The sequence below is a fragment of the Aeromonas sp. QDB14 genome (assembly GCF_027707845.1).
Classification (GTDB): Bacteria; Pseudomonadota; Gammaproteobacteria; order Enterobacterales; family Aeromonadaceae; genus Aeromonas; species Aeromonas caviae.
In genome coordinates, this window is record NZ_JAPCJD010000025.1 from 21,162 (window position 1) to 38,493 (window position 17,332).

Annotated in this window: 12 protein-coding genes and 4 tRNA genes; 11 read left to right on the forward strand and 5 right to left on the reverse strand. The window is 62.0% G+C overall.

Annotated elements, in window-relative coordinates; translation table 11 throughout:
• Positions 1 to 34: 34 nt before the first annotated feature.
• The 3 genes from trmH (at position 35) to PG887_RS10430 (ending at position 2,715) form a co-directional block, all read left to right on the forward strand.
• Entirely contained in the window at positions 35 to 778 is a 744-nt protein-coding gene (trmH, locus tag PG887_RS10420; RefSeq protein WP_162540507.1) for a tRNA (guanosine(18)-2'-O)-methyltransferase TrmH, read from the forward strand.
• Entirely contained in the window at positions 768 to 1,808 is a 1,041-nt protein-coding gene (locus tag PG887_RS10425; RefSeq protein ID WP_270821635.1) for an alpha/beta fold hydrolase, read from the forward strand. Before trmH ends, PG887_RS10425 begins: the two co-directional genes overlap by 11 nt.
• A gap of 103 nt (positions 1,809 to 1,911) precedes the next feature.
• Positions 1,912 to 2,715 carry a Cof-type HAD-IIB family hydrolase gene (locus PG887_RS10430; protein ID WP_270821636.1) on the forward strand — a complete coding sequence of 268 codons (804 nt, stop codon included), beginning with the start codon at positions 1,912 to 1,914 and terminating at the stop codon, positions 2,713 to 2,715.
• Between the two features lie 70 nt (positions 2,716 to 2,785).
• Here PG887_RS10430 and PG887_RS10435 read toward each other — a convergent pair whose 3' ends face one another.
• From PG887_RS10435 to PG887_RS10455, 5 genes are all read right to left on the reverse strand, one after another.
• On the reverse strand, positions 2,786 to 3,304 hold the full coding sequence (locus PG887_RS10435) for an RICIN domain-containing protein (RefSeq protein WP_268452417.1): 519 nt from the start codon (positions 3,302 to 3,304) through the stop codon (positions 2,786 to 2,788).
• Between the two features lie 170 nt (positions 3,305 to 3,474).
• Positions 3,475 to 3,551: transfer RNA gene (locus tag PG887_RS10440), tRNA-Pro, on the reverse strand.
• Between the two features lie 59 nt (positions 3,552 to 3,610).
• Positions 3,611 to 3,696 (reverse strand) — tRNA-Leu (locus tag PG887_RS10445).
• A 20-nt stretch (positions 3,697 to 3,716) separates the two neighbouring features.
• A tRNA-His gene (locus tag PG887_RS10450) sits at positions 3,717 to 3,792 on the reverse strand.
• A gap of 50 nt (positions 3,793 to 3,842) precedes the next feature.
• A tRNA-Arg gene (locus PG887_RS10455) sits at positions 3,843 to 3,919 on the reverse strand.
• A gap of 263 nt (positions 3,920 to 4,182) precedes the next feature.
• On the opposite strand from PG887_RS10455, the gene PG887_RS10460 reads away from it, so the two are divergent.
• The 8 genes from PG887_RS10460 (at position 4,183) to kdpC (ending at position 17,304) form a co-directional block, all read left to right on the forward strand.
• Positions 4,183 to 4,773, forward strand: a complete 591-nt coding sequence (locus tag PG887_RS10460; protein WP_042864666.1) for a TetR/AcrR family transcriptional regulator — start codon at positions 4,183 to 4,185, stop codon at positions 4,771 to 4,773.
• Positions 4,770 to 5,876: an efflux RND transporter periplasmic adaptor subunit gene (locus tag PG887_RS10465; RefSeq protein WP_270821639.1), complete on the forward strand. Its 1,107-nt coding sequence runs from the start codon at positions 4,770 to 4,772 to the stop codon at positions 5,874 to 5,876. The genes PG887_RS10460 and PG887_RS10465 overlap by 4 nt, the downstream gene beginning before the upstream one ends.
• Before the next feature lie 15 nt (positions 5,877 to 5,891).
• Complete coding sequence (locus tag PG887_RS10470) at positions 5,892 to 8,972, forward strand: multidrug efflux RND transporter permease subunit (protein WP_182976214.1); 3,081 nt, start codon at positions 5,892 to 5,894, stop codon at positions 8,970 to 8,972.
• Between the two features lie 120 nt (positions 8,973 to 9,092).
• On the forward strand, positions 9,093 to 11,051 hold the full coding sequence (locus tag PG887_RS10475) for an ATP-binding protein (protein WP_010672308.1): 1,959 nt from the start codon (positions 9,093 to 9,095) through the stop codon (positions 11,049 to 11,051).
• A 76-nt stretch (positions 11,052 to 11,127) separates the two neighbouring features.
• Complete coding sequence (gorA, locus tag PG887_RS10480; protein WP_201956202.1) at positions 11,128 to 12,477, forward strand: glutathione-disulfide reductase; 1,350 nt, start codon at positions 11,128 to 11,130, stop codon at positions 12,475 to 12,477.
• A gap of 348 nt (positions 12,478 to 12,825) precedes the next feature.
• On the forward strand, positions 12,826 to 14,508 hold the full coding sequence (gene kdpA / locus PG887_RS10485) for a potassium-transporting ATPase subunit KdpA (protein ID WP_270821641.1): 1,683 nt from the start codon (positions 12,826 to 12,828) through the stop codon (positions 14,506 to 14,508).
• Positions 14,509 to 14,563: 55 nt separating this feature from the next.
• Positions 14,564 to 16,621, forward strand: coding sequence for a potassium-transporting ATPase subunit KdpB (gene kdpB / locus PG887_RS10490; RefSeq protein ID WP_270821643.1), 2,058 nt, complete (start codon positions 14,564 to 14,566; stop codon positions 16,619 to 16,621).
• A gap of 155 nt (positions 16,622 to 16,776) precedes the next feature.
• Positions 16,777 to 17,304 (forward strand): K(+)-transporting ATPase subunit C, encoded by a 528-nt coding sequence (kdpC, locus tag PG887_RS10495; RefSeq protein WP_270821645.1) that lies wholly within the window; start codon positions 16,777 to 16,779, stop codon positions 17,302 to 17,304.
• Positions 17,305 to 17,332: the final 28 nt, after the last annotated feature.

Genomic DNA, 17,332 nt, shown 5'->3' on the forward strand with positions numbered 1-17,332 from the left:
TTGCATGCACCGGCCTCACGACATAGAAACCGACATGACTCCTGAACGCTTCAAACGCATTTCCGACATGCTGGCCCAGCGCCAGCTCGACCTGACCGTCTGCATGGAAGAGGTTCATAAACCTCACAACCTGGCCGCCATCGTGCGCACCGCCGATGCCATCGGCATCCACCGGGTGCACGCGGTCTGGCCCAAGAGCTGGATCCACAAGCGCAAGGGCACCGCCCGCGGCAGCCAGAACTGGGTGGACGTGAAGCTGCACCCGGACATCGGCAGTGCCGTGACCGAACTCAAAGCCTCCGGCATGCAGATCCTGGCGACCCACCTCTCCGATAGCTCCGTGGACTTTCGCGCCATCGACTACACCAAACCCACCGCCATCCTGGTGGGCCAGGAGAAGCACGGCATCGGCGAAGAGGCGCTGGCCCTGGCCGATCACCATATCGTCATCCCCATGGTGGGCATGGTGCAGTCCCTCAACGTCTCGGTGGCCGCCGCCGCCATCCTCTACGAGGCCCAGCGCCAGCGCGAACTGGCCGGCTGTTATCAGCGCGGCTGCCCACTCAGCCTGGAAGAGCAGAACACCATCTTGTTCGAGGGGGGCTATCCCGTCTATGCCCAGCTCTGCAAGGAGAAAGAGATGCCCTACCCCCAGCTCGGTCCGGCCGGCGAGATCCTGGCGGACGAACGCTGGTGGCAGCAGATGCAGCTGACCCGCAAGGGCTGGGCCGCCCAGCAATCGGATGATCCTTCGGAAGAGTACACTGATGAAGCTTAACCACCTGCCCCTGCTGGCCCTGACCCTGTTTTCTGCCGGAGCCCTTGCCGTGAGCAATCCTTACCAGCTGACCACTGAAGCCGACGTTCCCGCCCTCTATCAGCAGACCCTGCCCGACTTCTGGCGCCAGCATGCCGTCGAGGGGGAGTTCAAGGGCAAGGACGGGGTCACCCTCCGCTATGCCGCCCTGCGCCAGCCCAAGATCGATCGCGCCATCCTCATCGTCAACGGCCGGGTCGAGAGCTACCTCAAGTATCAGGAGCTGGCCTGGGATCTCTGGCGCCAGGGTTACAGCCTCTACCTCATCGATCATCGCGGCCAGGGAATGTCAGACCGCATGCTGGCCGACAAAGAGAAGGGATATGTCGACCAGTTCGACGACTATGTCGCCGATCTCAAACAGTTTCATGATGAAGTGATCGCCCAGGACCAACCCGCCAAGCTGTTCCTGCTGGCCCACTCCATGGGGGGGGCCATCTCGGCCCGCTATCTGGAACGCTGGCCGAACGACATCCAGGCGGCGGTGCTCTCCTCCCCCATGATGGGCATCAACCTCGGCGGCCTGCCCAAGTGGCTGGCCAAGGGGTTGGCGGCCACCATCGGCACGGTCGGCGGCTGGGTGGGCGAGCCCCCCTACGGCCCGGGTCAGGGACCCTATGAGGATCACGGCTTTGCCGACAACGAGCTGACCCACAGCACGACGCGTTATCAGGCCTTCCGCCAGATCTACGCACAGCATCCCCAGGTCAGGCTGGGGGGCGCCACCGCCCACTGGATCCATCAGGCCATCACAGGATCGGATGCGGCCGTAGCCGACGCAGGCGCCATCAAGACGCCGCTGCTGCTGCTGCAGGCCGGTGAGGACAGCGTGGTGGACAACGCCGCCCAAGAGGCCTTCTGCGCCAAGGCCCAATGTGAAGGGAGCAAGCCGCTGCGCATCGACGGGGCCTGGCACGAGCTCTTCATCGAGGCGGATCCCCAGCGCCAGGCCGCGCTCAATGCAACCCTGGCCTTCTTCGCGCGCTACTGACGCGACCAGAAGGGGCTGGTTATTTTTTGGATCCCTAAATAAATGGGGTGACGGCAGACGCTGGGGTACACTCCCCCGGCGTTCAATTGAAGTCGAGGTAATGATGTTCAAGGTAGTTGTGTCCGATCTCGATGGTACCCTGCTCAACGGGCAGCACCAGATCTCCTCCCGCACCCGGGATACCCTGCACCGTCTGGTCGATCAGGGCGTCAAATTCGTGGTCGCCACCGGCCGCCATCACGTGGACGTGCGCAGCATCCGCGATGCGCTGGGGCTGGATATCTACCTCATCACCTCCAATGGCGCCGTGGTGCACGACAAGCAGGACCAGCTGGTCTACAACCAGGCACTGCCGGCCACAGTGGCGGCCGAACTGATCGCCCTCGAGCGCGACCCCTCCATCCACATCAACGTCTACTACGGCGACGAGTGGCTGGTGGAAGAGGAGCTGCCCTGGTTGCTGCAGTTCCATCACGACTCCGGCTTCAGCTACCGCCTGGCGGATCTGGCCAACCACCCGAAGGACAGGGTCAACAAGGTGTTCTACATCGGCGACCACGACAAGCTGCTGAAGATAGAGGCGCACCTCAACCAGCAATATGGTGATCGACTCAACGTCACCTTCTCCCTGCCTGACTGCCTCGAGGTGATGCACGCCGGCGTGCACAAGGGCAATGCCGTGCGCGCCGTGCTGGAGCAGCACGGGCTGGAGATGTCCCAGGCAGTGGCCTTTGGCGATGGCATGAACGACTTCGAGATGCTGAGCATGGTGGGCCGTGGCGTGGTCATGGGCAACGCCCACGATCGCCTCAAACAGGCCCTGCCAGAGCACGAACAGACCCTCACTTCCGATGAAGATGGCGTTGCCGTCTATCTGGAGAAACTGTTCGCCTCCCAGACCCGCTGATAAGGCATCCTCATCGCGGATCGAAAAAGGGTGGCCCATGTGGCCACCCTTTTTGTTTCTCGCTCTCTTGTCACCACGCCAGTGCCGGGTGCATCAGACGGTTCAACAGCGTGCCGGATGGCGTCCACTCAAAGCTCTGGTTGGCGCCGCCATAGCATTCGGCGAGGCGCAAGGGGACGGCCGGCTTGTGACGGCGACCCGCCACATCCAGGCACAGCGACACCTGCCGATTGAACAGACGATCCCCCTGCCACTGCCATTGATGGCTCTCCTCCCGGCACGCCTCCATCCCCAGACCATCTTCCCCTTTGGCGACCAGGCAATCCCCGGCCAGTTGCAGGGCACCGACATCCCAGCTGAATGACTGGTTCGAGTGCTGATCGCAGGGCTGGGTCAGCAGACGGCCCTGCTCGCTCAGGGTCACGCAGAAGCCACCACTGGTCACCAAGGTGGCCTCGAGTTCGGCCTTTGGCTTGGGGGCGGCGCCCATCAGAAGATCTTCCGGTTTCGGCTGCAGGGCGCAACCACCCAGCAGCAGTGCGGCCATGGCCAGCACGGAGAGTTGAAGAGAAGTGATATGGTGATGCATAGGCCTTGTATCTGGTCCGTGCCCGAGCGTCCCCTGTCTCGCGGCTCCGGGCCCAGCATACCGAACTCGTGGCGAACAGGCGCCTGAAGAAGTGTAAAAAGACGTGACAGGAAAAAGCGGAAGAGAAACACCAAAAAGCAAAAACCCCGCCTGAGCGGGGTTTTCAAATGTGGTCGGTGATAAAGGATTCGAACCTTTGACCCTCTGGTCCCAAACCAGATGCGCTACCGGGCTGCGCTAATCACCGATGGGGTATTCTAAAAACACAAAGATGACCATCTGGTCATCCTCGTCATACAGCAAGTATGGTGCGAAGAGAGGGACTCGAACCCTCACACCCGGGGGGCACTAACACCTGAAGCTAGCGCGTCTACCAATTCCGCCACCTTCGCGTACCTGACAAGCTGTAAAATGGGGTGGCTGATGGGGCTCGAACCCACGACAACCGGAATCACAATCCGGGACTCTACCAACTGAGCTACAGCCACCACAGCTGTTTTCGTTCTTCAACACGCCCGTTTAACCGGCGCACTTTTGATGGTGCGCCCGACAGGATTCGAACCTGTGACCTCTGCCTCCGGAGGGCAGCGCTCTATCCAGCTGAGCTACGGGCGCTACGCTGTCGAACGGGGCGCATTATTGATGATGATGCCGACCTTGTCTACTCTTTTTTTGACACAAAGAATCAAGTGTCTGTTTTTCAATCACTTCCGACCCTTTTCAACTATTTTTGTTTTGTTCAGGCTGGATCCAGCAATTCCCCACTACTTTTTGAATCCCTCACCCCATAGGGTCAGAGATGATGGGCAATGCTTGACTTGCCTTTGCGCCCACCTAGAATGAATGAACGTTCATTCAGTCGTTGACCTCTGATAACCATGGATAAGAAAGAACGCATTTTCGAAGCAGCTCACGAGATCCTCGGTGAGCAGGGCTTCTACGGCCTTTCCATTGCCGTGGTCGCCAAGAAAGCCAAGGTGGCGGCAGGCACCATCTATCGCTATTTCAGCGACAAGGATGACCTGATCCGCCAGCTCTATCAGCACACTATCCTCAAGTGTCATCCTCTGGTCATGGAAGGTGTGCAGATAGAAGAGGTGTCCTATGAGCAGTATCGACGCCTCTGGCTCAACATCGATGCCATCTTCACCAGCTACCCCAATGCACTCAAGTGCAAATTGCAGTACGAAAGTTCTCCATTGGGGGCTGAATTGGAGCGGGATCCGGTCATAATGGCGACGTGGGCGCCACTTGAGCGCTTCTTTGAGCAAGGACGCCAACAGGGACTCTTCATCGATCTCCCCATTCTGGTGTTGCAAGCATTGAGTCTGGATTGCGTGGCCAACCTGGCACAGCAGCGCCGGGTTCACGATTTCGAATTGACGCAGGAACAGCTGGAGACGGTCATCCGGGCCAGCTGGAATGCCATTTTAAACCCTAATGTTTCCATCACAGGAGCCTGTTCATGAAAAAGTGGATGGCCATCATGTTGCTGATAGCACTCGCCCTGTTTGGCAGTGTCATCGGCTTCAATATGTTCAAGCAGAAGAAGATTGCAGAGTTCATGGCCAATCGGCCCGAGCCCGAGTTCCCGGTCACCGCCATGGTCACCAAGGCGCAGGACTGGGTCCCCACCATTGAAGCCATCGGCTTCATCGAGCCGAACCAGGGGGTCACCCTCTCCAGCGAGCTGTCAGGCACCATCGACAGCATCCGGTTCGAATCCGGGGCACATGTCAAAGCGGATCAACTGCTGCTGAGCCTGGACTCCAGTGTGGAAAAAGCCAATCTGAACTCTTCCCAGGCCAGACTGCCGGCAGCCAGGGCCAAGTTCGAGCGCTACAAGAACCTCTATCAGAAGAACTCCATCTCCCGGGACCAGCTGGATGATGCCGAGGCAAGCTACCGCTCCCTCGAGGCGGACATCGACAGTCTGAAGGCCACCATCGCCCGTCGTGAGGTGCGTGCCCCCTTCAGCGGCGCCGTGGGCCTGCGCAACGTCTTCCTCGGCCAGTATCTGGAGCCCGGTACCGAGATCGTGCGCCTGGAAGACACCAGCGTGATGCGCCTGCGCTTCACCGTGCCCCAGACCGACATCTCCAAAATCACCTTGGGACAAACCATCAAGATCAACGTGGATGCCTATCCCCAGACCCAGTTTGACGGCCAGATCACAGCCATCGAGCCCGCGGTCAACTATCAGAGCGGCCTGATCCAGGTGCAGGCAGACATTCCGAACAACGACGGCCAGCTCCGTTCCGGCATGTTCGCCCGCGCCAGCATCATACTGCCCACGGTGAAAGACCAGATCGTGATCCCGCAGTCCGCCATCTCCTTCACCCTCTATGGCGAGAACGTCTACATCATTCACGAGGCTGACGGCGTGAAACGCGCCAAGCAGGTGGTGGTCAAGGCAGGTGAGCGTCGCGGCAACGATGTCCATGTGCTGTCCGGCATCAAGGCTGGCGATCAAATCGTGCTGTCGGGTCAGGTTCGCCTGAGCAACGATACCAAGGTGCACGTGGTCGAGAACGATGCCCTTGCCGTTCCGGCACAAACCCCGATGCTGTAAGCGCGGAGAGCTGCGATGCGATTTACTGACATATTCATAAAACGGCCTGTGCTGGCGATCTCGCTCAGCTTCCTGATAGCCCTGCTGGGCTTCCAGGCCATCTTCAAGATGCAGGTGCGTGAATACCCCGAGGTGATCAATACCGTCATCACGGTCAACACCAGCTACTATGGCGCCAGTGCGGACCTGATCCAGGGCTTCATCACCCAGCCCCTGGAGCAGGCGGTCGCCCAGGCCGACAACATCGACTTCATGACCTCCTCGAGCCAGCTGGGCAGTTCCACGGTGACGGCGTACATGAAGCTCAACACCGATCCGAACGCCGCGCTGTCCGACATCCTGGCCAAGGTCAACTCGGTGCGTTCCCAGTTGCCCAAAGAGGCGGAAGACCCTTCGGTCACCTCCTCCACCGGCTCCACCACGGCGGTGCTCTACATGGGCTTCACCAGCCCGGAGCTCAACTCCAGCCAGATCACCGACTACCTGGAGCGGGTCATCAAGCCCCAGCTGTTTACCGTGGGCGGGGTCTCCAAGGTGGATCTGTATGGCGGGGTCGAATTCGCCCTGCGGGTGTGGCTGGATCCGGCCAAGATGGCCGCCTTTGACCTGACCTCAAGCGACGTGATGACGGTGCTCAACAGCAACAACTATCAGTCCGCGACCGGCCAGGCCACCGGCTATTTCACCCTGTTCAACGGCAACGCCGAAACCCAGGTCAGCAACATCGAAGAGCTCAAGCGTCTGGTGGTCGCCACCCGCGACAGCAAGGTGATCCGTCTCTCCGACATCGCCAAGGTCTCCCTGGAGAAGAGCCACGACATCTATCGCGCCAGCGCCAACGGCCGCGAGGCCGTGGTTCTGGCCATCAACGCAGCCCCGACAGCCAACCCCATCAACATCGCCCACGATGTGCTGGAGCTGCTGCCGAGCCTGAAGCGCAACATGCCGAGCACCATGCAGGTGAACGTCCTGTATGACTCCACCATCGCCATCAACGAATCCATCCACGAGGTCATCAAGACCATACTGGAGGCGGCCGCCATCGTACTGGTGGTGATCACCCTGTTCCTCGGTTCGTTCCGGGCGGTCATCATCCCCATCATCACCATTCCCCTGAGCCTCATCGGCGTGGTGATGATGATGGACATGTTCGGCTTCTCCATAAACCTCATGACCCTGCTGGCGATGGTGCTGGCCATCGGTCTGGTGGTGGATGACGCCATCGTGGTGCTGGAGAACGTCGATCGTCACATCAAGGAAGGGGAAGAGCCGTTCCGGGCCGCCATCATAGGTACCCGGGAGATCGCCGTGCCCGTCATCGCCATGACGGTCACCCTGGCGGCGGTGTATGCGCCCATCGCCCTGATGGGGGGCATCACCGGCTCCCTGTTCAAGGAGTTCGCGCTGACCCTGGCGGGCGCCGTGTTCGTCTCGGGCATCATCGCCCTGACCCTGTCGCCCATGATGTGCGCCAAGATGCTCAGGGCCAACGAGGAGCCCGGCAAGTTCGAGCGTACCGTACACGATCTGCTGGACCGCATGACGGCCCGCTACGACGCCATGCTCCATGCCGTGATGCAAAAGCGCATCGTGGTCATCCTGTTTGCCGTCATCGTGTTCGCCAGCCTGCCGCTGCTGTTCAAGTTCATTCCGAGCGAGCTGGCCCCGTCCGAGGACAAAGGCGTCATGGCGGTGCTGGGGACGGCGCCTTCCAACGCCAACCTGGACTACATCGAAAATACCATGGCGGACGTGAACAAAGTCCTGGACGACCAGCCGGAGATCGCTTACTCCCAGGTCTTCTCGGGGGTGTTCAACTCCAATCAGGCGTTCGGTATCGCCTCCATGGTGCCCTGGAGCCAGCGTGAAGCGAGCCAGAAAGAGGTGCTGGATCGGGTCGCCGGTCTGGTGAAGGACATCCCCGGGATGGCCATCACCACGTTCCAGTTCCCGGAACTGCCGGGGGCCTCGAGCGGTCTGCCCATCCAGTTCGTCATCACCACCCCGAACAGCTTCGAGAGCCTGTTCCTGATCGCGGGTGAGATGCTGGCGGCAACCCAGGCCAACGGCCAGTTCGTCTATTCGGATCTCGATCTGAACTACGACTCGGCCACCATGAAGATCAGCATCGACAAGGACAAGGCGGGTGCCTACGGCATCACCATGCAGGACATCGGCATCACCATGGGCACCATGATGGCGGACGGTTACGTCAACCGTATCGACCTGGATGGCCGCTCCTACGAGGTGATCCCGCAGGTGGAGCGCAAGTTCCGTCTCAACCCCGAGTCCATCAAGGGCTACTACGTGCGTGCCGCCGACGGCAAGTCGATCCCGCTGGGCAGCCTGATCAAGATTGAAGTGAAGGGTGAGCCCCGTGCCCTGCCCCACTTCAACCAGCTGAACTCCGCCACCATCGGCGCCGTGCCGGCACCTGGCGTGGCCATGGGGGATGCGATCAACTGGTTCAAGGCGACCGCGGAAGAGAAGCTGCCCCAAGGCTATCGTTACGACTTCATGGGGGAAGCCCGCCAGTTCGTGACCGAAGGGAATGCGCTCTACGCCACCTTCGCCCTGGCCCTGGCCATCATCTTCCTGGTGCTGGCGATCCAGTTCGAATCCGTGCGTGACCCGCTGGTCATCATGGTGTCGGTGCCGCTGGCCATCAGTGGCGCGCTGATCGCCCTGGCGTGGGGCATGGCCACCATGAACATCTACTCCCAGGTCGGTCTCATCACCCTCGTCGGTCTGATTACCAAGCACGGTATTCTGATCTGCGAGGTGGCGAAGGAGGAGCAGCTGCTCCATGGTCTGAACCGGATGCAAGCCGTGATGCAGGCAGCCAAGGTCCGTCTGCGCCCCATCCTGATGACCACGGCGGCGATGATCGCAGGCCTTATCCCGCTGCTCTATGCCTCGGGTGCGGGGGCGGCACAGCGCTTCAGCATCGGCATCGTCATCGTGGCGGGTCTGGCCATCGGCACCCTGTTCACCCTGTTCGTGCTGCCGGTCATCTACACCTTCCTGGCATCCGAGCACAAGCCGCTGCCGGAATTCGACGAATCCATCCCGGCAAAAGCCAAGGGCGGCCACTGATCCCAGCCCACACAAAAAAGGCCCCGAAAGGGGCCTTGTTTTTATCCATTGGATGACACACGACATAAGTCCATGAAGCAGTTAAACTAAACCGCACTCAATCCAGACCGCAAGGACGCCATGTCAGGAATCTTCTCCAAGGCCGTCGGCCTTAACGGACTCTCTTATCGTCTGCTTTCCTACATTCTGATCTGCAGTACGGTGCTGGCACTGCTCATCACCGTGCTTCAGCTCGCCTGGGACTACAACAAGGATGTGACCGTCATCGAGGCCAGCATCGGCCAGATCGAGGCCTCCTTCCTGCAACCCATCTCGGCCAGTCTCTGGAATCTGGATGAAGAGCAGGTGAAGGTGCAGATCGAGGGCATCATGAACCTGCCCAACATGCAGTTCGTCATGGTCAAGGAGATGCTGGGCAATTCGGAAGTGCCCCTGCTCACCCAGGGAGTGGAGCAGCCCCAATACGACATCTCCCGCGAGTTCACCCTGAGCTATCAGGGGGAAGTGGTCGGCAAGCTGTTCGTCGCCGCCTCCCTGGAGCAGGTCTACCAGCGCCTCATCGAGAAATCCGTGCTGATCCTGGTCAGCCAGACCATCAAGACCCTGGTCGTCTCGTTCTGCATCCTGGTCATCATTTACTATCTGGTGATCCGTCATATCAACCGCATCGTCAGCTATGCCCAGAAACTGAGCCTGGATCGCCTCGCGGTGGAGCTGACCCTGGAGGGTCGCCCCCTGCCCCGCAAGTCCCCTGACGAATTCGATACCCTGGCCGCCACCCTCAACCAGATGCGCACCCGGCTGAACGACGAGTTCACGGCCCGCCATCAGGCCGCCGATCAGCTCCAGCAGGAGCGGGACTTCTCCGCCACCCTGATCAACTCCGCCAACATGGTCATCTGCTGCATGGAGCCGGATCTCAACATCGCCAGCATCAACCCGGCAGCCATCCTGCTCACCGGCTATCACCACCAGGAGCTGTTGCAGCACAACTGGCTGGATCTCTTCGTCAGCAAGGAGCAGCGTGACGAGCTGGCCGCCACCCTGGCCGATCAGGGCGCCCTGGAGGACAGGGAGATCACCATGCACGACCAGCAGGGCAACGAGCTGGTACTGCAGTGGACCTTCGCTCCCTTCTACGAGGGGCCCAACCTCAAGTACCTGATCGGCTTTGGCTATGACATCACCCCCCTCAAGAAGGTGGAGCGGGAGATCACCCTGTTCAACGAGCAGCTGGAAGGTAAGGTGGCGGAACGCACCCGCAGCCTGAGCGATGCCAACGACCAGCTGGGCAAGGCCTATGACGATCTCAAGCAGGCCCAGCAGACCCTGGTGGAGTCGGAGAAAATGGCCTCCCTCGGTTCCCTGGTTGCCGGCGTGGCCCACGAGATCAACACCCCCATCGGCATCAGCGTCACCGCCTCCTCCTACCTGCAGGAGCGGGTGGCCGACTTCAAGCAGCATATCGAGGCCAAGCAGCTCTCCCGCACCTACCTCAACGAATTCACCCAGAATCTCGACGAGTCGATGCAACTGCTGCAAGGCAACCTGCGCCGCGCTTCCGAGCTCATCGCCAGCTTCAAGCAGGTAGCGGTCGATCAGTCCTCCGAGGCCCGCTACAACTTCAGCCTCGCCGACAACCTGCATCAGGTGGTGGTCTCCCTCGGCTACAAGCTCAAGAAGGCCCAGTGCGAGGTGGACATCCAGTGCGATCCCAAGCTGAGCATCTACTCCTTCCCGGGCAGCTTCACCCAGATCTATTCCAACCTGATCCTCAACTCCATCCATCACGGTTTCGATGGCTGGGACAGGCCCAGAAAGATCACCATCCAGGTGGCGCAGCAGGGAGACGAGCTGGTCATCGACTACAGTGACAACGGCCGCGGCATCCCCCCGGAGATACTGCCGCGCATCTTCGATCCCTTCGTCACCTCCAAGCGGGGCCAGGGTGGCAGCGGGCTCGGCACTCACATCATCTACAACCTGGTGGTCCAGCTGCTGCGCGGCCGCATCCACTGCGCCAGCGAACCGGGCCAGGGCGCCCAGTTCCACATTCGCCTGCCCATCCAGCAGAACTGAGCACCGGCTCTTGTGGGCCGGCCGCTTTGTCCCCATCATGCTGTGACTGCATTCTTAACGAGCGGAGAACCTCGCAATGGCACAGCATTTTGACTACATCGCCATCGGTGGCGGCAGCGGCGGCATCGCCTCGGCCAACCGGGCAGCCATGTACGGCAAGAAAGTCGCCCTGATCGAAGCCAAAGAGCTGGGTGGCACCTGCGTCAACGTCGGCTGCGTACCGAAGAAGGCCATGTGGTATGCAGGCCAGATCGCCGATGCCCTGAAATATGGCGCCGACTACGGCTTCGACACCACGCTCAACCACTTCAGCTGGGCCAAGCTGGTCGAATCCCGTCAGGCCTATATCGGGCGCATTCACCAGTCCTACCAGAACGTGCTGGGCAAGAACCAGATCACCGTCATCAAGGGCTTCGCCCGCTTCGTCGACAGCCATACCGTCGAGGTGAACGGCGAGCACTACAGCGCCGATCACATCCTGATTGCCACCGGCGGCCGCCCCGAGGTCCCGACCATTCCGGGCGCCGAACTGGGTATCGACTCCGACGGTTTCTTCGACCTGCAAAGCCAGCCCAAACGGGTTGCCGTGGTGGGTGCCGGCTATATCGCCGTGGAGATCGCAGGCGTGATGCAGGCCCTTGGCTCCGAGACCCATCTGGTGGTGCGCAAGCATGCGCCGCTGCGCAACTTCGACCCCATGATCCACGAGACCCTGGTGGAGATCATGGCGCAGGAAGGGCCCAAGCTGCACACCCACGCAATTCCCAAGGCCGTCATCAAGAACGCAGACGACAGCCTGACCCTGCAACTGGAAGATGGTCGCCACCTCACCGTGGACTGCCTCATCTGGGCCATCGGTCGCGAGCCTGCCACCGACAACCTCAATCTGGCTGCCACCGGCATCACCCTGGACGAGAAGGGCTTCATCCCCACCGACAAGTTCCAGAACACCGCCGTCGCCAACCTCTATGCCGTCGGTGACAACACCGGCCGCATCCAGCTCACCCCAGTGGCTGTCGCGGCAGGCCGCCGCCTCTCGGAGCGGCTGTTCAACAACAAGCCGGGCGAGCACCTCAACTACGATCTGGTGCCGACCGTGGTGTTCAGCCACCCGCCCATCGGCACCATCGGCCTGACCGAGCCGGAAGCCGTCGCCGAATACGGTGAAGATCAGGTGAAGGTCTACCGCAGCCAGTTCACCGCCATGTATTCGGCACTGACCCAGCATCGCCAGCCCACCCGGATGAAACTGGTCTGCGTCGGGCCGGAAGAGAAGGTGGTCGGCCTGCACGGCATCGGCTTCGCCATGGACGAGATCCTGCAAGGCTTCGGCGTCGCCATGAAGATGGGCGCCACCAAGGCGGACTTCGACAACTGCGTTGCCATTCATCCAACCAGTGCGGAAGAGTTTGTGACCATGCGATAAGCGGGGTTGAAGCTGGCCTCATCACCATCGGGTCAGCTTCCACCACTTGCTACCAAACCCGGCCCAGGCCGGGTTTTTTGTGCCTTGCCCGTCCACCAGCCAACAAAACCTGCCTTCTTTACGCCGATTTTACGCCAGCCAAATCGGGCTTTATGGCGCCTTTACGCCCGTTCTACATACCCTTTCAGCGTCAATGAGACCTATGGGATCGACACGGATATGCATCGATCCCTGACGCTAATTACCTCAACGGAGTCGTTATGAATTGGCTATATCTGCTGCTGGTCCTCGCCCTCGCGGGTTATCTGCTGCGCGCCCTCGCGCGTACCCATGAGTGAGGAACCGGATATGTGGCAAGAGATCATCTATCCCGTCGCGTTCGTGCTGCTGGTGCTGCTGCCGGCGCCTCTGCTTGGCAACTACCTGTATCGGGTGTTTGAAGGCAAGAGTCGCTGGCTGGCCCCGCTTGAGCGCGCCACCCTGGCCTGCTGCGGCACGGACGGGCGCGAGCAGGACTGGAAGTCCTACGCCCTCAGCCTGCTGGCTTTCAACGGCGCCGGTTTCGGCCTGCTGTTCCTGATCCTGATGGCGCAGGGGCTGCTGCCCCTCAACCCGCAGCAACTGCCAGGGCTGAACTGGCAACTCGCCTTCAACACCGCGGTCAGCTTCATGACCAACACCAACTGGCAGGCCTACTCCGGCGAAGCCAGCCTCTCCTACTTCAGCCAGATGGTGGGGCTCACCACCCAGAACTTCGTCTCCGCCGCCACCGGCGCCGCCGTCGCCATCGCCCTGTTTCGCGGCATCGCCCGCCAGCAGACCACCCACCTTGGCAACTTCTGGCAGGATCTGGTGCGTTTCTGTCTCTACGTGCTGCTGCCGATGGCGCTGATCCTGGCGCTGCTGCTGGTATGGCAGGGGGTGCCCCAGAGCCTGTCGGCCTACCTGTCGTTCCACGCCCTGGAAGGCCAGGAGCAGCTGCTGCCGCTCGGCCCGGCCGCCTCCCAGATCGCCATCAAGCAGCTCGGCTCCAACGGCGGCGGCTTCTTCGGCATCAACTCGGCCCATCCGTTCGAAAACCCCACCGCCCTCTCCAACTGGCTGGAGATGGTCGCCCTGCTGACCCTGGCCGCCGCCATGGTCTGCACCCTGGGTCGCTACGTGAAGGATCTGGCTCACAGTCGCGCCATCCTCATCGCCATGACCATCATGCTGGTGCTGGGGCTCTGCCTCGCCATCGGTCAGGAGCTGAAACCGGATCCGGCCCTCGCCCACCTCACCAGCGAAGCCGGCAACTGGGAAGGCAAGGAGAGCCGCTTCGGCCCCGTGCTGTCCAGCATCTGGGAAGTGGCCACCACCGCTGCCTCTAACGGCTCGGTCAACGCCATGCACGACAGCTTCGCCCCGCTCGGCGGCATGGTCGGCATGATCAACATGCTGCTGGGTGAAGTGGTGTTCGGCGGCGTCGGTGCCGGCATCTACGGCATGATGCTGTTCGTGCTGCTCACCGTGTTCCTGTGCGGCCTGATGGTGGGGCGCACTCCGACCTATCTGGGCAAACGGCTCGGCATCACCGAGATGAAGTGGGTGGTCGCCAGCATGCTGGTGATGCCGGTCGGGGTATTGGTGATCGGCGGCATTACCCTGCTGATGCCGAACTCCGCCACCGTCATCGGTCACGATGGCCCCCACGGTCTGTCACGGCTGATCTATGACTACGCCTCGGCCGCCGGCAACAACGGCTCCGCCTTCGCCGGCTTTGCCGCCGCCGACAGCTGGCAGTGCATCGCCATCGGGCTGGCCATGCTGCTCGGTCGCTTCGGCTACATCATCCCCGTGCTGGCCATCGCCGGCCAGCTGGCCCGCGCCCCTCGTCAGGAGCGAAGTGAAGGGGACTTCCCCGTCAGCGGCCCGCTCTTCATCACCCTGCTGATCGTCACCGTGCTGCTGATGGGGGGTCTCTCCTTCCTGCCGGTGCTGGCGCTGGGCCCGGTGGCGGAACACCTGAGCCTGCTGGGAGGTGCCTTCTGATGCTGCACACCCGACTGATCTGCGTGACCAACTATTCGATGCTGGGAGCTTTCCAATGAGCAAGTCCGCTTCAATGAGCACCGACACCCTCAAGGTGAAGGGCAAGAAACAGAAATCACAGATCCTGCAGGCCATGGTGGAAGCCCTCTATCGCTTCAACCCCAGGGCACTGCTGGGCAGCCCCATCCTGTTCACTCTCTGGCTGGCGGCCGTGATGGCGACCCTGGAGTCGCTGCTGGGGCAACCGCTCTCCGGCGTCGCTCCTTCGCTGGCCTGGCAGCTCACCGCCTGGCTCTGGCTCACCCTCTGGTTTGCCAACTTCGCCGAGACCCTGGCCGAGGGGCGCGGCAAGGCGCGGGCCGACAGCCTGAAGGCGGGTCTGAGCCAGCTCAAGGCACGTCGTGTCACAGACCCCAGGGATGGGCAAGGGGAATGGGTGCCGGCCACCAGCCTGCTCAAGGGCGATCTGGTGCTGGTACGCAGCGGCGAGATGATCCCGGCAGACGGTGAGGTCATCGCCGGCATCGCCTCGGTCAACGAGGCGGCCATCACCGGGGAATCCGCCCCGGTGATCCGCGAGTCGGGCACCGACCGCAGCGGCGTGACCGGCAACACCACAGTCGTCTCCGACGAAATCTGGATCCGGGTCAGCAACAACCCGGGTGAAAGCACCCTGGATCGCATGATCGCCCTGGTGGAAGGGGCCAAGCGCCAGAAGACGCCGAACGAGATGGCGCTGGACGCCCTGCTGGTGGGGTTGACCCTGATCTTCCTGCTGGTGGTGGCCACCCTGCCCTGGTTCCTCGACTACAACGGCACCCAGGTGCCCAGGCTCTATCTGCTGGCGCTGTTCATCACCCTGATCCCGACCACCATAGGCGGCCTGCTCTCCGCCATCGGCATCGCCGGCATGGACCGGCTGGTGAAGCTCAACGTCATCGCCAAGTCGGGCCGGGCGGTGGAGGCCGCCGGCGACGTGCGCACCCTGCTGCTGGACAAGACCGGCACCATCACCTTCGGCAACCGGATGGCGGACGAGTTGATCCCGGCCCCCGGGGTGGACCCCTCCCTGCTGGCCCAGGCCGCCATGCTGGCCTCCCTGGGTGACAACACCCCGGAAGGCAAATCCATCCTGACCCTGGCGGGCAAGAGCCACACCAGACCGAGCCAGCTGGAGAGCGACAAGGTGATCCCCTTCAGTGCCGAGACCCGGTTGAGCGGGCTGGATCGCAACGGTCATCACTATCGCAAGGGGGCGGTGGACGCGGTGCTGCGCTACCTCTCCCTCGATCGCAAGGGGGTGCCCGAGCTCATCCTCAAATCGGTGGACAACATCGCCCGCCAGGGGGGTACCCCGCTGCTGGTCTGCACCCACGAGAAGCTGCTGGGGGTGGTGTTCCTCAAGGACATCATCAAGCCAGGCATCAAGGCCCGCTTCCAGACCCTGCGCCACATGGGGATCCGCACCGTGATGATCACCGGTGACAACCCGCTGACCGCCGCCGCCATCGCCGCCGAGGCCGGGGTGGATGACTTCATCGCCGAGGCGACGCCGGAGAAGAAGCTGGCCTACATCCGTCAGGAGCAGGCCGACGGCCGGCTGGTCGCCATGTGCGGGGACGGCGCCAACGACGCACCAGCCCTGGCCCAGGCCGACGTGGGCCTGGCCATGAACGAGGGGACCCAGGCCGCCAAGGAGGCGGGCAACCTGGTGGATCTCGACTCCAACCCTACCAAGCTGCTGGACGTGGTGCTGGTGGGCAAGCAGCTGCTGGTGACCCGCGGCGCCCTGACCACCTTCTCCATCGCCAACGACGTGGCCAAGTACTTCGCCATCCTGCCGGCCCTGTTCATCGCCGCCTATCCGCAGCTGGGGGCGCTGAACCTGATGCAGCTGGGCAGCCCGGAGAGCGCCATCCTGTCGGCCATCATCTTCAACGCCCTGATCATCGTCGCGCTGGTGCCGCTGGCCCTGCGCGGGGTCAGCCTGAAGGGAACGGCGGCCAGCCTGCTGCGCCGCAACCTGCTGATCTATGGTCTCGGTGGCCTGGTCGTGCCCTTCGTCGGCATCAAGTTGATCGATCTGGTCATCACAGGCCTGGGGCTGGTGTGATGAAAACGCCGCACTATGGTATCCACGGCCAGATCGTGCCCCCATACATGGGCATCAAGCTGACCGATCTGGTCATCACCGGCCTCGGTCTGGTGTAACGACATAACGGGTGCAAGCCTGGCTTGTACCCCATCAATCTTTTGGAGCAAAAAATCATGATAGCAATCAGAACCCTGCTGACCCTGACCCTGCTGCTGGGGGTGGCATATCCGCTGGCCGTCACCGGGCTGGCCCAGCTGCTCTTCCCCTGGCAGGCCAACGGCAGCCTGCTCACCAACACCAAGCAGCAGGTGGTCGGCAGCGCCCTGCTGGCCCAGAAATTCGAGCGGGCCGACTACTTCCACTCCCGCCCCTCCGCCAGCGATTTCGCCACCATAGGTGGCGGCGGAAGCAACCTGGGGATGAGCTCGCCGCTACGGGCCGAGTTTGCCGCAGCTGCGGCCAGGGCGCAGCCGGAAGCCAGGGTCCCCGCCCTGCTGACCCGCTCCGCCTCCGGCCTCGATCCCCATCTGCCACTCGCTGCAGCGCTGGCCCAGGTGGACAGGGTCGCCGAGCAACGGGGGCTGGATCCCGTTCAGTTGACGGAGCAGGTCAAGTCGGCGGCACAAGCTGGTATCCTTGGCCCGCAGGTGGTCAACATTCTCCAGTTGAACCTGCAACTCGATCATCAAAAGGGCGCCTGAGGGCGCTCCTTGCCGTTCGGGACAGGCT